General features: G+C 39.3%; 13 protein-coding genes and 1 other annotated feature. Of the genes, 10 read left to right on the forward strand and 3 right to left on the reverse strand.

Going from position 1 to position 15,425, the window contains the following annotated elements; genetic code table 11:
• Positions 1–15 precede the first annotated feature (15 nt).
• Positions 16–1,224, reverse strand: coding sequence for an NAD(P)/FAD-dependent oxidoreductase (locus tag H1D32_RS21890; RefSeq protein WP_261180321.1), 1,209 nt, complete (start codon positions 1,222–1,224; stop codon positions 16–18).
• Positions 1,225–1,637: 413 nt separating this feature from the next.
• Between H1D32_RS21890 and cshA the strand changes: the two genes are divergently transcribed.
• The 3 genes from cshA (at position 1,638) to H1D32_RS21905 (ending at position 5,039) form a co-directional block, all read left to right on the forward strand.
• Positions 1,638–3,164, forward strand: coding sequence for a degradosome RNA helicase CshA (gene cshA, locus H1D32_RS21895; RefSeq protein WP_261180322.1), 1,527 nt, complete (start codon positions 1,638–1,640; stop codon positions 3,162–3,164).
• A 120-nt stretch (positions 3,165–3,284) separates the two neighbouring features.
• Positions 3,285–3,956, forward strand: coding sequence for a beta-phosphoglucomutase (gene pgmB / locus H1D32_RS21900; protein WP_261180323.1), 672 nt, complete (start codon positions 3,285–3,287; stop codon positions 3,954–3,956).
• 132 nt (positions 3,957–4,088) lie between these two features.
• Positions 4,089–5,039: an aminoimidazole riboside kinase gene (locus tag H1D32_RS21905; RefSeq protein ID WP_261180324.1), complete on the forward strand. Its 951-nt coding sequence runs from the start codon at positions 4,089–4,091 to the stop codon at positions 5,037–5,039.
• Positions 5,040–5,122: 83 nt separating this feature from the next.
• On the opposite strand, the gene H1D32_RS21910 is transcribed toward H1D32_RS21905, so the two are convergent.
• On the reverse strand, positions 5,123–5,263 hold the full coding sequence (locus H1D32_RS21910) for a YfhD family protein (RefSeq protein WP_261180325.1): 141 nt from the start codon (positions 5,261–5,263) through the stop codon (positions 5,123–5,125).
• A gap of 313 nt (positions 5,264–5,576) precedes the next feature.
• Positions 5,577–5,754 (forward strand) — a binding site (T-box leader).
• 234 nt (positions 5,755–5,988) lie between these two features.
• On the opposite strand from H1D32_RS21910, the gene H1D32_RS21915 reads away from it, so the two are divergent.
• Together H1D32_RS21915 and H1D32_RS21920 are read left to right on the forward strand one after the other, a co-directional pair.
• Positions 5,989–7,374 carry a glycine--tRNA ligase gene (locus tag H1D32_RS21915; RefSeq protein WP_261180326.1) on the forward strand — a complete coding sequence of 462 codons (1,386 nt, stop codon included), beginning with the start codon at positions 5,989–5,991 and terminating at the stop codon, positions 7,372–7,374.
• A gap of 174 nt (positions 7,375–7,548) precedes the next feature.
• The gene (locus H1D32_RS21920) at positions 7,549–9,558 is read left to right on the forward strand and encodes a methyl-accepting chemotaxis protein (RefSeq protein ID WP_261180327.1); all 2,010 of its coding nucleotides are present in this window, start codon (positions 7,549–7,551) and stop codon (positions 9,556–9,558) included.
• Between the two features lie 44 nt (positions 9,559–9,602).
• On the opposite strand, the gene H1D32_RS21925 is transcribed toward H1D32_RS21920, so the two are convergent.
• Positions 9,603–9,995, reverse strand: a complete 393-nt coding sequence (locus H1D32_RS21925) for a (deoxy)nucleoside triphosphate pyrophosphohydrolase (protein WP_261180328.1) — start codon at positions 9,993–9,995, stop codon at positions 9,603–9,605.
• Between the two features lie 250 nt (positions 9,996–10,245).
• Here H1D32_RS21925 and H1D32_RS21930 point away from each other — a divergent pair, with 250 nt between their 5' ends.
• The 5 genes from H1D32_RS21930 (at position 10,246) to H1D32_RS21950 (ending at position 15,422) form a co-directional block, all read left to right on the forward strand.
• Positions 10,246–10,914 (forward strand): uracil-DNA glycosylase, encoded by a 669-nt coding sequence (locus H1D32_RS21930; protein ID WP_261180329.1) that lies wholly within the window; start codon positions 10,246–10,248, stop codon positions 10,912–10,914.
• Positions 10,915–10,940: 26 nt separating this feature from the next.
• Positions 10,941–11,804, forward strand: a complete 864-nt coding sequence (locus H1D32_RS21935; RefSeq protein ID WP_261180330.1) for an NAD(P)-dependent oxidoreductase — start codon at positions 10,941–10,943, stop codon at positions 11,802–11,804.
• Between the two features lie 198 nt (positions 11,805–12,002).
• The gene (locus tag H1D32_RS21940) at positions 12,003–14,141 is read left to right on the forward strand and encodes a sensor histidine kinase (protein WP_261180331.1); all 2,139 of its coding nucleotides are present in this window, start codon (positions 12,003–12,005) and stop codon (positions 14,139–14,141) included.
• An 85-nt stretch (positions 14,142–14,226) separates the two neighbouring features.
• Complete coding sequence (locus H1D32_RS21945) at positions 14,227–14,790, forward strand: hypothetical protein (protein ID WP_261180332.1); 564 nt, start codon at positions 14,227–14,229, stop codon at positions 14,788–14,790.
• 5 nt (positions 14,791–14,795) lie between these two features.
• On the forward strand, positions 14,796–15,422 hold the full coding sequence (locus H1D32_RS21950; protein WP_261180333.1) for an ATP-binding protein: 627 nt from the start codon (positions 14,796–14,798) through the stop codon (positions 15,420–15,422).
• The last annotated feature ends 3 nt before the right edge of the window (positions 15,423–15,425 follow it).

Here is a 15,425-nt window from a genome sequence, read left to right on the forward strand (position 1 = left end):
GAATGTAGCACGCTATTATCGAAGCCGACGCGTCTGGATATATAAATCTAGATCCTCGTTCTTCCCAGTAACAATTAGATCCCGGATGATTTTTGCAAGGACCATACTATAGACAGTGCCATTATCACCATAGCCGTAAAGAAAATAACTGTGAGGATACTCATCATAGATCCCTAGGATCGGCATGCCATCATGCGTACCACCATAGAAAGCACCTAAATAGTACTCGGCTTCAATTTCAATGTTAGGGAATAGCTTATTGAATTCTTGAACTAATTGGTCGCGCTTATTAAGAATCATCGAGTCGCGGCGATCAACAAATTCCGTTGTTTCGTCGAGACCGCCAAAAATGACTCGATCATCGTGTGTCGTCCGCATGTAAAAATAAGGCCGCGCTGTTTCCCATATCAGTGTGCGGTTGTACCAAAACTCTTTTAGCGGCTGCGTGACAATCGCATAGGAGCTAGTAACAGCGGCATTTTTTTCTTTATTAATTTCTAAATTCTCATAGCCAGCAGCGTAAATAATTTTTTTTGCTGTAATTGACCTTTGATCCGTCGTAAAAAAATGGACCGTACCATCATCCTCATATTTTTTGCGAATTACTTCAGTATGCTCATAAATTCTAACACCGTTCGCCTTTGCTTTTTCTAATAATCCATAGTTGAACGCTAACGGATTTAATTCTGCATCATTAAGAGAATAGATAGCTGCAGGCGCCCTAAACGGGTAATGTAGACCTACTTTTTCTTCGTTGAAAAATTCAACTTGAAAACCATGCTTTTTTAACAGTTGAAACTCTTTCTCGATTTTTTCGACGTCATCTGAAGAACTAGCAAAATAGAGACTATCTCGTCTCATGAAATGACAATCAGTTGGTAACTTTTTCGCTGCAACCTCAATTTCATTGATTGCTTTTTGGCAAAGCTTAAGATGACGCGTCGAGCGTTCTTCACCAAATGTCTGACAAAGTTCAAAAAACATTTTGTCTCCAGAATATTGAATTAAGGCTGTGTTGGTCGTCGTACTTCCTGAGCCAATTTCACGTTTATCAACAACAATAATATCTAGATCTCCTTCAGATAAATAATATGCGCATTGTGCGCCAGAACTACCGCCACCAATGATTAAAACGTCACAGGTAACGTCTTCCTCCAACCGCGGATAGCTTGGTTTATTCGTAATTGTTGTCGGCCAATAAAACTTGCCACTTTGTAAATCCATTTAGCTACAACTCCTTAAAAAATTCTCCCTTATGTAGTCTCTCCAGTAAAAAATAAAAATTAATCCTTTGCTTTAATTGTTAATAAGTAGTAAGATAGGTAGGTTGCTTTCTTTTTATGAATTTCATGGATAAAAAATCAATTTTGAGGGAATGAATGAAATGATATGCAACAAAATTAGAAACAATCGTTTCTAATGGGCGGTTATGGGGTTGACTAGATGGAGGATTAAATTCTCCCGTGGTAAGTGCTCTGATTTTGGGCACTCTATTTTTATACTTAGTTGTATGAAAGCTAGTTATTCAATGACCTGGTTGTTGTTCATTCAGCAACCAGGTGGGGAAGGTTTAGTATGTCAACCTCTTATACCGCCCGTCAGAAGGGATAAAAAAACAATCAAAAGGAGAAATGAATTTGGCAACTTTTAACGACTTTGGTTTAGACCAAAAAATTATTCGCGCAATATCAGATATGGGATTTGAGGAAGCAACACCGATACAAGCTCAAACGATTCCTACAGCAATCGCAGGAAAAGATTTAATTGGGCAAGCGCAAACAGGAACAGGGAAAACAGCAGCATTTGGTATCCCACTTATTGAAAAAGCTGATACTAGTCAAGCTGATATTCAATCAGTTATTCTTACACCAACAAGGGAATTAGCAGTTCAAATCGCCGAAGAAATAAACAAAATCGGTCAATACAAAGGTGTAAAAGCATTACCGATTTACGGTGGGCAAGATATCAGCCGTCAACTTAGAGCATTAAAGCAAAGACCACAAATTGTTGTTGCAACACCAGGACGATTTATGGACCATATGCGTCGTAAAACGATTAATCTTCAATCAATTAGTATTGTTGTTCTTGATGAAGCAGATGAAATGTTAAACATGGGCTTTGTTGAAGATATTGAAACAATCTTAAAAGAGGTTCCTGAATCTCGCCAAACATTGCTGTTCTCAGCAACGATGCCTAAACGTATTCAAGTGCTTGCTCAAAAATTCTTACGTGAGCCTGAATTTATTACCGTAAAAGCAAAAGAAATGACAGTAGAAAACATTGAACAACAATATATGGAATTAGCAGAAAAGCAAAAGTTTGATGCTCTTTGCCGTATGCTTGATATTCATACACCTGATCTTGCGATTGTCTTTGGTCGTACAAAGCGTCGTGTTGATGAGTTATCAGAAGCGCTACTAAAACGTGGCTACATTGCTGAGGGGATCCATGGCGATTTAAACCAAGCTAAGCGTGACAGTGTTATTCGTAAGTTTAAAGAATCAACAATCGAAGTACTTGTTGCAACAGACGTAGCAGCTCGTGGGATTGACGTAAGTGGCGTAACTCACGTTTACAACTTTGATATACCTCAAGACCCTGAAAGCTATGTTCACCGTATCGGTCGTACAGGTCGTGCTGGTAAAACTGGTTTAGCACTTATGTTTGTAACACCAAGAGAAATTGATCACTTGAAATCAATCGAAAAGATGACGAATCGTAAAATTAATCGTATCAATGTTCCAACTTTTGCTGAGGCAATTGAAGGACAACAACGCTTAACGATTGATAGGCTGTTAGAAACAATCCAAGAAAAAGAATTCTTAGCTTATAAAAATAGTGCAGAGCAGCTTTTAGAAGAAGTGGACTCAGTAACACTTGTAGCTGCAGCATTAAAAATGCTTGTTAAAGAGCCAAACACAACGCCTGTTAAAATTACTGGTGAAGCACCTCTTCGTGCTAAAAAGGCGAAGTTTGACGGTAAAAAAGGCGGCGGCGGTGGAAGTTACCGCGGCGGCAGTGGTGGTGGCGGTAGAGACCGTGACCGTGACAGAAATCGCGGCGGCGGTGGTGGCGGCAGTCGTACTCGTAAAGACGGCGAAGGCAGACCACCAAGAAATAATGCAGAACGCAGCTTTAAAAAGCGCAATAGAACGAAAGCATAATTTAAATAACAAAGAAGAGCTGGTCCAAGTGGATCAGCTTTTTTTTACAATGTTGCAAACTTTAATTCGCCTCTGTAAATTAGTAACTAATAGGTATTTTGATAAAAGGTGGGAAAGGCATTGAAAAGACTAGAAGCTGTGATCTTCGATTTGGATGGTGTCATCGCAGATACGGTTGAACTATATTACTTAGCCGGGAAACGGTTAGCTGATGAACTTGAGGTCCAGTATGACCGCGGTTTAAACCAAAAACTTCAAGGGCTAAATCGCTATACCGGTGTAGAGATGATGTTAGGTGACAAACTTAAAGAATATTCGAGAGAGCAAATCCGTGTATTCGGCGATCAAAAAAGTGATTATTATCGGGAACTAATAGGAACATTATCAGCGGAGCACATTTTACCAGGGATGAAAGAGTTTCTTGAGGAATTAAAAAAGGCGGGAATAAAAACTGCGATTGCTTCGTCAAGCTCGAATGCTGTTGTCGTTATCGAAAAGCTAGGAATAAGTGAACTGATCGACCATATCGTTGATATTACCAAATTGAAAAAAGGAAAACCTGATCCTGAAATATTTGTGACCGCCGCACAAGCACTGCAAGTACCAGAAGCGAACTGCGTAGCAATTGAAGATGGCGAAGCAGGGTTGTCAGGCATTTTACAAACAGACATTTTTGCCGTAGGAGTTGGAGAACATAAAGCGATGCAGCAAGCCAATTGGAACGTGTCCAGTACGAAAGAACTTACATTAGATACACTTAGAAAGAAATTAGAGATAAAAAAATCCTCTTAGTTGCTTTTTAGGAAAAAAGAAGGTTGCTTTTGCATTCTTTATTATTAAATTGAGTATTCTGCTTGCATTGCAATCCGCTAACCAATATGGCAACATAATATGAGAATTTATTAGCTAAAGGAGGACGTTAAAGTGGGCAAGGGTGTTATTTGCTTAGGTGAAGCGTTAATTGATTTTATTCCGATGGATAGTACGAATTTGAATTACATAAAGAGTCCAGGTGGCGCTCCGGCAAATGTTGCGGTAGGGTTAGCTAGGTTAGGAATTAATACAACGTTTCTAGGTAAAGTTGGTGACGATGTTTTAGGCCATTTTTTACGAGATGTCCTTAAGAGAGAAGGGGTTTGGACCGACCAGCTATTCTTTTCTAAGGAAGTTCGGACTGGGGTTGTCTTCGTTACATTAGCTCATAACGGTGAACGTAACTTTGATTTTTATATTAATCCAAGTGCAGACCGTTTTTTAGAGGAAAGCGATATTAATGAAAATGTTTTTAAGATGAGTAAAATTCTTCATTATGGATCGATTAGCTTAATCAGTGAGCCATCGAGATCAGCAACAATTAAAGCGGTTAAGGTCGCTAAGGAAAATGGTTTAATCGTATCTTATGATCCTAACTTACGCCTTGGGCTATGGGGAAGTGCTGAACAGGCTCGAGAAATGATTGTTTCAATGCTAGGTGAAGTTGATGTTTTAAAGATCTCTGAGGAAGAATTAGAATTTATAACTGGTGAAACAGAGATTGACCAGGGAATTGCTGCATTAGCTCAATACAACATTCCACTTGTATTCATTACGTTAGGTGCAGAGGGAAGCTATGTTTTTGTAAACGGTGAAAAGGCTCATGTTGAAGCGATGAAAGTAGACGCTGTTGATACGACTGGTGCTGGAGATGCCTTTGTTTCGGGTATTTTATATAAGCTGCAAAAGCGCGGCAAAGGGATTATGAATTTATCTTTAGAAGAAGCGAAGGAAATTGCCGAGTTTGCCAGTGTCTCCGGTGGCCTAGCTGCCTCAACCAAAGGTGCAATGACCGCCCTCCCAACAATCAGACAAGTGAAGGATATACTAGAAGCTAAGTAGAGGCAATGAATTTAAGTGTAGAGTTAAGGTTTAAAAGGCCTCGAAGCCCTCACAACTCAAAACTCTACACTCAAAACTGCACCTTAGTCTCTCACATCATACTTACCATCAATTTCCTTGGCCCATTGCAGATCCTCGTCAGTTGTGGCAATGTCTTTCTTTGGTGTTTGCGGCAAACTATTTTTGTTTCTGTCACGTGTTTTTTGTTTACGAGCACGTCCCATTTGTATCAGCTCCTTTCTAATTTCTATTTTCTGCGGAGAGTAGCAGGGATATGTAACGAAAAATTATTGGGAGGATGTATATTTCTCGCATTTTTTTCTGAAAATAGGTTTGACGACACTTGTAAGATTTGGTATGATAAACAACAATAAAATTTAATAATAGATGTTCAAAAAGGAGGACGACAAGAGGTAAAAAGATCGAGGAAGCGTAGTTCTGAGAAACGGAGCGTATAGAGACAATACGTGAGTATCGGAAGAACAAGCTGACGAAGAGATTTGCCGCCTATTGTTTCCGGACTTTTTGTACTTACTATATAGAACTGTGAAGGACGAATAGTAGTTAAATTAAGCTTCCCAAGCGAGCTAGGGCCGGTGAGAGCCTAGCGAAGACATTTAACGAAACGGCAGTCTGGAGTTTTTACGATAAAGTGGGTATATGATCCTGTATACCAACTAGGGTGGAACCGCGGGAGATAACTCTCGTCCCTAGGCTAGAAAAGCCTAGAGACGGGAGTTTTTTGTATTTATTTGGTGTCAGACACCGCTCGTGGACAAAATCGTTGCGTTTTCCACGCTAGGTGGACGATAACTAACTGTCGTTGAAACGGCTTTTCAAATAATTTATAAGAGGTGTTTACCTCAGGTGGAAAAACAGAGTAATTTGTCCATCTGGGGTGTCAGACACCAAAAAAGGACACCAAAAAAATCTATAAGGAGTGACTAAAATGTCAAATGTAACTATGGATCAAATCGTATCGCATGCGAAGCACCGTGGGTTTATCTTTCCTGGCTCTGAAATTTATGGAGGTCTAGCAAACACGTGGGACTACGGTCCACTAGGTGTGGAGCTGAAAAACAATGTAAAAAAGGCTTGGTGGCAAAAGTTTGTTCAGGAGTCACCTTACAATGTCGGACTTGATGCTGCAATCTTAATGAATCCTCGTACATGGGAAGCTTCTGGTCATATTGGTAACTTTAATGACCCAATGATCGACTGCAAAAAGTGTAAAGCAAGACATCGTGCAGATAAAATTATTGAAAATGCGTTAGATGCAAAAGGAATTGAAATGGTTGTTGATGGTCTTTCGTTTGAAAAGATGGAAGAGCTAATTCAAGAGCACAACATCGTTTGTCCTGATTGTGGGGCGATGGATTACACATCAATTCGTCAGTTCAACTTAATGTTTAAAACCTTCCAAGGGGTTACTGAAACAAGCACAAATGAAATCTTCCTTCGTCCAGAAACAGCACAAGGAATCTTCGTTAACTTTAAAAATGTTCAAAGAACAATGCGTAAAAAATTACCGTTTGGTATTTGCCAAATCGGTAAGAGCTTCCGTAACGAAATCACTCCAGGGAACTTCACGTTCCGTACTCGTGAATTCGAACAAATGGAGCTTGAATTCTTCTGTAAGCCTGGTGAAGAATTAAAATGGTTTGATTTCTGGAAAGACTCAGCCGACAAATGGTTAACTGGTCTTGGATTAACGAAGGAAAACGTTCGTATGCGTGATCACGCTGATGATGAGTTATCTCACTACAGTAACGCGACGACTGATTTTGAATATAAATTCCCATTCGGTTGGGGCGAGTTGTGGGGTGTTGCATCACGTACGAATTTCGACTTGAAGCAACATATGGAGTTTTCTGGTGAAGACTTCAACTATCATGATCAAGAAACGAATGAGCGTTTCATTCCTTATTGTATCGAACCATCATTAGGTGCTGACCGTGTGACATTAGCGTTCCTAATCGACGCCTATAAAGAAGAACAATTAGAAGACGGCACAAGCCGTACAGTCATGCAGTTGCACCCAGCTTTAGCACCTTTTAAAGCTGCAGTCTTACCTTTATCAAAAAAATTATCTGATGGAGCACAAGCGGTATTTGCTGATCTTGCGAAGAGTTTCATGGTAGATTATGATGAAGCTGGTTCAATCGGGAAACGGTACCGTCGCCATGATGAAATCGGTACACCATTCTGTATCACTTATGACTTCGACTCTCAAGAAGATAACATGGTAACAGTTCGTGACCGCGACACAATGGAGCAAACACGCGTCGCAATTGCTGACCTAAAGAGCTTCTTAGAAGCTAAAATGCAGTTTTAATATCTGTTTGAAAACCAAGCTTAGAATAACTGAGCTTGGTTTTTTATTTTTTAGAATCAAAACCATTCACAAACATGTCGATTTGTATATAGTAAATGTCATTGTAGCTTTTATTCTATTAAAATATAATATACTAGATAAACTACTCAGTCAGCATAAGAAAGCGGTGTAAGAATGAAGAGTATCAAAACAAAATTAGTAGTCTTTTTTTCAGTAGTAATCTTTATTGCATCAAGTTTGTTAGGTTTTTTTATTTTAAATAATGCAAGCAAATTAATCGTTGCTGAAGCAGAGTCGGGGTTACAATCAGTCGTACAGGAAGGAGCACGACTCACCGAAAGTCGAATTGATAATCGATTTACCTACTTAGAAGGGTTGGCAAATATTGACGCGCTTAGTGACCCGAATGAAGATATCATGACAAAAATGTCGATCCTACTTCAAAAGGTCGAAGATAGCGGCTACATAAGGCTCGGTGTTGCTGACTTAAACGGGAACCTTTATTTATCAGATAGCTATGGAATAAATAAGCAAATCGTCGATATTAGCGAGAGAGCCTATTACCAGCAGTCGCTTAAAGGTGAACGACAAATGATGCCGCCTTCCCTGAGTGTAAATTCCGACGATAACGGCGGTATGGTCATGGTGAGTTCAATTCCACTTTATAATAATAGTAGAATTATTGGCGTCTTAGTTGGCGTTGGGAGTGCCGATTTTATTAATAGTATTGTTGATGACATGAGTTATGGTAAAAATGGCTATGCGTACATCATTGATGGTAATGGAACCGTGATTGCTCATCCAAATCGAGACATGGTGACTGATCAATTTAACCCAATTGGTGCACAAGACGAGACCAAATCTGTTGGTGAATTATTTACAAAAATACTTGAGGAAAAAAGCGGTGTAAATGATTACTACTATAACGGTAACCACTTATATGCCGGATATGCGCCTATCGAAAATACCAATTGGACACTAGTTATTACAGCATTTGAATCTGAAGTGCTAGATGCACTACCTGGTCTGTCAGTTAAAGTTTTACTAATTACGCTAATTGTTTTAGTAATTAGCATTATCCTTACCTATATAATTGGCACTACTATTGCAAATCCAATTATTAACGTAATCAAACATTCTGAAAAAATAGCTAAGTTAGACTTAACCGAGGATGTACCAGAAAAGCTTCTTAGTAAAAAAGACGAAGTTGGAGAGTTATCTTTAGCATTGCAGACGATTACTGATAATTTAAGAGCTACTATCATTGAGATTACGAAATCTGCTGAGCACGTCTCAGCTTCTTCAGAGGAGCTAACTGCTACCTCACAGCAGTCAGCAAGTGCTGCAGAGGAAGTTGCGAGAACAGTGGCGGAAATTGCTAGTGGCGCATCAAGCCAAGCCCAAAGTACTGAAGAAGGCTCTGAAAAGGCTATCCAGTTAGGGGAAACGGTAGAGAAAGATCAGGCTTATTTACGAGAGTTAAATGAAGCATCTGAAAAAGTAAATATCGTTGTTGAAGCCGGCTTAGCTGAAATAGAGAATCTATTAAAAATCTCATTAGAGAGCAGCAAATCTACAAAAGAAGTTGAAGCAGGTATTATTAAGACCAATGCAAGTGCGCAAAAAATTGGCGAAGCAAGTAGTGTTATTGCGACGATTGCTGATCAAACAAACTTATTGGCTTTAAACGCAGCAATTGAAGCAGCACGAGCTGGTGAAGCTGGAAAAGGTTTTTCAGTCGTAGCTGATGAAATTCGAAAACTTGCTGAACAATCGACGAACTCTACGAAAATAATTGATGAAGTCGTTCGCGAGCTACAAGGAAATGCAAAAGCAGCAGTAGAAGTGATGGCTCACGTCTCTACAATTCTAATTGATCAAGAAGTAAGTGTGAAAGAAAGTAAGAAAAAATATGAAACGATCGCTATCGCTATGAAAGAATCTGAAGCTGCGGTTGAAAGACTAAATGTTTCAGGCGAAGAAATGGAAAAAATGAAGGATGCGATTATCGATACCCTTCAATCCCTTTCCGCTATCGCGGAAGAAAATTCTGCCTCAACGGAAGAGGTTTCTGCAACCATGGAACAGCAAACAGCAGCAGTTGAGGACATTTCACGAGCTAGTGAAGATTTATCAAATCTTGCCCAGGAACTACAAGCGGTAGTAACGAAGTTTAAGGTGTAAAAAAAGTGCCAGTTAGCTCATATTGAGACTGACTGGCATTTTCTTTATGAAAAATCCCGGAGCCGTTCCACCGTCGGCACATCTGCAGGAGCCCATTCTAACTGCATTAGATCAGCACTCTTAACCCAAGCTAGTTTTTCATGCTCTAAAGGTTTAGGTTCACCCTCGATGATCTCGGCTTCGTAGGTAGCTAAATTGACTAGGATCGCTGGGTATTGGTGACTGACTTCTTCTATAAGCTTCCCTACACAAATCGTGCATCCCAACTCTTCTTGAATTTCACGAACAAGTGCATCAGCAGGATCTTCACCTTCTCTAATCTTTCCTCCAGGGAACTCCCAAAGGTTTGGCATCGACATTACCGGTGAACGCAACGCGCATAAAATTTTGCCATCTTTGTTTTTAATCACGGCGCCAACAACATTTACAGTTTTCACTTAATCTAACCTCCAGATAACCTTTTTGTTGTCCTTCATTTTACTACTCAGTATAATAGAATAAGGTTGTTTTCTCAAAAAACGTTACTTTATAAATAAGTAGTTTAGTTTTTGAACATCAAGGTGTCAGGGTGTCTTTTCTTACCTATAACCTTATGAAATTTATGCAATTTGACCAACAATTCTGCGACGAGTAATCACAGGAACAATGTTTACGAAAAGAACCTAATATAAAAAAGGATTCAAGCCAATGAACTTATTGAACAATGACTGGGACGAAATATTACATAAGGAATTTCAAAAATCCTATTTTCAACAATTGCAACAAGTGTTAAAAGAGGAGACGGCAACGATTTTTCCGCCTGAGCAGGACCGCTTTAATGCGCTTCGTTATACGGGGTACCGGGCGACAAAGGTCGTCATCCTAGGTCAGGATCCATACCATGGCGAGGGACAAGCGCATGGGTTGAGCTTCTCTGTAAAGCTAGGTGTGAAAATTCCTCCAAGCTTAAAAAATATATACAAGGAATTAGCAGCTGATCTAGGTTGCCCAATTCCGGACCATGGCTGCCTAGAATCCTGGGCGAAGCAAGGGGTGCTTTTACTCAACACAGTGCTGAGCGTGCGCGAAGGCTTACCGAACTCACATAAAGGTCTTGGGTGGGAAACATTTACTGACCAAGTGATTAGCTGCTTGAATGAACGAGAAGAGCCTCTCGTTTTTATCCTCTGGGGCAAGCACGCGGCAAAGAAACGGGAGCTGGTCAACAAACCGCATCATTTAATTATCGAATCGCCTCATCCGAGCCCGTTTTCGGCTAATCGCGGTTTCTTTGGCAGTCACCCGTTTTCTCGTGCAAACCAATTTTTACAAGCGCAAGAAATACCAGTTATTGACTGGTGCATTCCGACACGTTAACATAAAGGTCAAAAGGGGGAGAAAACATGACAGTTATCGGATTTATTGGAATTGGTGTGATGGGGAAAAGCATGGCGTCGCATTTACTTAAGGCTGGTTACGAAGTGATTGTGTACAACCGTACCAAGGAAAAAGCAGTAGATGTCATTGAAGCAGGTGCTAAGTGGATGGATACTGTGAAAGAGGTTGCCCAAACGGCTGATGTGATTATTACGATTGTTGGTTATCCTCATGACGTTGAAGAGGTTTATCTGGGTGAGGAGGGCTTACTAAAACATGCAAAGCCTGGTACATACTTTATTGATATGACGACATCTAGTCCTTCTTTAGCGGCAAAAATTTATGATGAGGCGAAAAAACGTGAGATGCACGCCTTAGATGCGCCGGTTTCTGGCGGTGATATTGGAGCGAAGGAAGCACGTTTAGCGATCATGGTTGGTGGCGACGAAGCTGATTTTGAAGCAGTCTTACCGATTTTTGAAAAGATGGGTAAAAATATCATTCTTCAAGGTGGACCAGGTGCTGGTCAGCATACAAAAATGTGTAATCAGATGGCGATCGCCACAACGATGCTTGGTGTTTGTGAAGCGATTACTTATGCTGAAAAAGCGGGGTTATCGCCTGAGCGAGTGTTAAAAACGATTGAAACAGGTGCGGCTGGTAGCTTTTCACTTAGTGTGTTAGGTCCGAAAATGATTGCTGGTGACTTTGAACCTGGATTTTACGTGAAGCACTTTATTAAGGATATGACGATCGCTCTGAATTCTGCCCAGGAGCTTGGATTATTAACACCGGGATTGAAGCTTGCCAAGGAAATGTATGAAAAGCTTGCTGAAGCTGGTGAGGAAAACAGTGGGACCCAGGCACTGTATAAATTATATCAAAGTTAAGTGAATTTTTATGAAATCCAGTAACTAAAGATCGAGTTCTCACAAGCCTTAGATATAGGGCTTGTTTTTTTTATTTAAGAGTTCGTCACTAGTTTGTAAAAAAACAAGAGAAACATGAGAATTTTGTCGTTTTGTGCAACATTAGATTTCCTTTTTATACTATAATAGATCTAATGTATCATGGTAAGGAGTGTCCTTATGTTTAAAACATTAAAAGCGAAACTATTAACTTTCTTTTTATTAATAACACTTTTTCCGCTTTTGTTCTTAGGTTATATCTCCTATCAGTCACAAAAATATGAGCTTACGAAATCAATCGAACAATCATTAGTAACATTTTCTAGCGAACTAGCCCTAGATGTTGAGAAATTATTAACTGAACGGGTGTTAGACCTCCAGCATTTAGCATTGAATCCGGTTGTCATGGACCCAAATGCTACAACTGAAGAGATTACAGAGCAATTTCATCAATTCGTTAATGTCTATGATATTTATAAGGATACTATTTTTGTAAACCCTGAGGGGATTGTTTCGGTAAGCTTAATTGACCATGTCGTTGGCAATGATTTCACTGAACGAATTTGGTTCCAAGCGTCAATGCGAGGCGAGGTCTACATTTCGGATATTTATTTATCAACGGTTCTCCATGAACCGATTCTAGTCATGTCTGCGCCTGTATTCGATAAAAATGGCGAGGTTATAGGCGTGATTTCTCCAATGTTTGATTTAAATCATCTTTGGAAAACATTTAATAAGTTTTCGGAGCTTGAACAGGTGGCTGGGTTAGGAGGCTATGCCTTCTTAATGAACATAAATGGAGACATCATCGCTCATCCTGATCAGAGTAAAATATTAACTGAAAATTATTTAATAAAGAACAGTCTTACGACGGATCATTTAATTAATAAAAGTGACCAACGAAAAATATATTATAACGATGACAGTGATGTTGTCTTAGCCTACGAAAAAATTCGTAAATTAGTTGGTTTTGATGAGGAATGGTTTGTTGGAATCTCCGTTTCAAAAACGGCCCTTTTTGCACCACTTCAAAAGTTGCTTACTAATTACCTATTGATCATTGGTCTAGTTCTCCTTCTCACAAAGATTGCTATTTTTAAGCTATCTGATTTTATCGTTAGGCCATTGGCAAGCTTAGGGGAAGCAACGTCTGATATTGTCATTGGTAGACCAATTTCAGCAAAAATGAAAAACTCGTATGAGGAAATTAGTCGTTTAAATCACACCTTTCTGACTATGGCTGAAAAGCTAGCGGAAAGGGATCGTGCGGATAAAAAGTCTACATTGATTATTGAAACGACTGATAATGGAGTCATCGCGATAAATAAACAGACATTGCAGATAACGACGTTTAACCGGATGTGCGAAGAGTTGTTTCAGTTGAATAAGCATGAGGTTATTGGTCAAACGATTGGTGAGCTTTCAAAGCAATCAGAAAGCTTTCATCATTTCGTCATTGCTAGCAAGATACCTACATATCTAAATGAAGAAGCAAATAAAAAGTTTGAACTTGAATGTAATTTGAGACAGAAAGCCTATCATTTTTTCGTTAGTGTCTCCTCTCTTCCGTCTTTAGAAAATGAAGAGATGCATGACGAAATACTGCTAGTTTTGAATGACCTGACTGAAAAAAGGCAAATGGAGCGAGAACTACAACGTTCGGAACAGCTAAAGGTTGTCGGCGAAATGTCAGCGGGCTTAGCTCACGAGATTCGGAATCCGCTCTCAATTATCCGGGGCTTTATCCAGCTTTTTAGAAAAGAAGAAGAAGGCTCAAAAAAGGGGTATTACGATATTATTATTAATGAAATTGACCGAGTCAACAATTTCATCACGGATTTACTAAATATCGCTAATCCAAAGCCTGTGAATGATATGAAAGAGATCAATGTTGTTTGCTTATTGGAAGACTTATTACTTCTGCAATCTTCACAGCTTTATAAAAAGGGCATATCCGTTGTAAAAGAGTTTGAGCCACCGCCAGCGGTAGTTGTAGATTCTAGTAAACTTCAACAAGTATGTATTAACATTATTCAAAATGCGGTTGAAGCGATGCCAGAGGGTGGCACGTTAACTGTAGCTACGACACATTTAGTTCCAGAAAACAAAGTGTGTATTAGCATTTCAGATACTGGTCTAGGGATGGATAAGAAAACTCTTGAAAAGATAGGAACGCCATTTTACACGACTAAAGCAACAGGCACCGGATTAGGCTTAGCAACGAGCTACCGAATTATCGAGGAAATGAACGGGTCCATTGCGGTTACTAGTGAGATTAATAAAGGAAGCACATTTCATATCTACTTAAAAAGAGACTAATATTAGTCTCTTTTTGTTTACACGAACGCCTACATGTTATACTAATGGTAAATATTTCAGATAATAGTCAAGGAAGAGAGATCCGATGAATAATCATAGAATTCTTATCCATAATCGCAATCAATTGATGGCAAAATTAATGTGGTTTTTTCTATTTTTGTCTATATTAGTTAATGGAATCGTTGACCCAGCGATCTTAGTCGTGATTATTCCGACAGGTCTCTTTTGTTGTCTAGTTGCATCGGTATTTGTTGCAAAAAAATGGCTGGTTACGCAAACACCTGTGATCATTGTGACTGTTATTTTCCTTTTTTTCATTACTCTAGTCCTATTTGAGCCTTTACTAATAAATTTTGTCTACATTTGGTTTGCGTTAATTTTAAGTTCGATTTATCAGCAATATAAGCCGATTTTACTAGCTGGAATTTATTCGTTAGGATTTACGATTTATATTTTTTATAACTATCATGCGGAAGTATTTCCTTTTACGGACCAAGAGGATATTGTCTATTTAGGCCTATTTTCAGTGTTTGTAACAATTTTTCTGATATATGCCAGTAAGTTTAATGAAAAGTTGCAGGAAAAATTACAACAGGAGAAGATGCAACAGAAGAATTGCTTCGGAAATCTGAAAAACTCGCGGTGGTAGGGCAGTTGGCAGCAGGAGTCGCACATGAAATTCGCAATCCGCTCGCGGTCATTTCAGGGTTTATTCAAATGATGGAGAAAGATCGACAAGGTGCAAATCACCGTGAGATCATGCTCCAAGAATTGAACCGAATTAATTTAATCATCAGTGAGTTTCTAGTTTTTTCAAAACCTCAGTCACCTCAATTTGAAACAGAAGATCTAAAGAAAATCGTCTCTGAGGTCGTGACGTTGTTACAGCCAGAAGCGCTTTTAAAAGATGCGATGATTAATTTTTTAGAATCCAAACAAGACATATTCGTTGAGTGTGAGAAAAATCAGATCAAGCAAGTATTAATCAATTTAATAAAAAATGCGATTGAAGCTATGCCAACTGGTGGGAATGTCATGGTTGAATTGCTTGTAGTAGATGGAAGTAAGATCCGAATGAAGGTCACGGACGAAGGGTTAGGGATACCCGAAGAACAAATTACAAAGTTAGGCGAGCCTTTTTTTACGACCAAAGATACCGGGACTGGTCTTGGGTTAATGGTGAGCCAAAAAATAATCGAGAATCACCAAGGCAAGATCAAATTTTTAAGCAAGGTCGGCAACGGAACGACTGTTGAAGTAGATCTTCCTCAAAAAAAATGAAAA

Source organism: Anaerobacillus sp. CMMVII (genome assembly GCF_025377685.1).
Classification (GTDB): Bacteria; Bacillota; Bacilli; order Bacillales; family Anaerobacillaceae; genus Anaerobacillus.

Excerpts from the sequence above, each read along its gene's own strand:
- H1D32_RS21945 (WP_261180332.1), top strand. The coding sequence starts at position 14,227 with ATGAATAATCATAGAATTCTTATCCATAATCGCAATCAATTGATGGCA.
- H1D32_RS21890 (WP_261180321.1), bottom strand. The coding sequence starts at position 1,224 with ATGGATTTACAAAGTGGCAAGTTTTATTGGCCGACAACAATTACGAAT.
- H1D32_RS21940 (WP_261180331.1), top strand. The coding sequence starts at position 12,003 with ATGTTTAAAACATTAAAAGCGAAACTATTAACTTTCTTTTTATTAATA.
- H1D32_RS21935 (WP_261180330.1), top strand. The coding sequence starts at position 10,941 with ATGACAGTTATCGGATTTATTGGAATTGGTGTGATGGGGAAAAGCATG.
- H1D32_RS21915 (WP_261180326.1), top strand. The coding sequence starts at position 5,989 with ATGTCAAATGTAACTATGGATCAAATCGTATCGCATGCGAAGCACCGT.
- H1D32_RS21930 (WP_261180329.1), top strand. The coding sequence starts at position 10,246 with ATGAACTTATTGAACAATGACTGGGACGAAATATTACATAAGGAATTT.
- H1D32_RS21920 (WP_261180327.1), top strand. The coding sequence starts at position 7,549 with ATGAAGAGTATCAAAACAAAATTAGTAGTCTTTTTTTCAGTAGTAATC.
- H1D32_RS21910 (WP_261180325.1), bottom strand. The coding sequence starts at position 5,263 with ATGGGACGTGCTCGTAAACAAAAAACACGTGACAGAAACAAAAATAGT.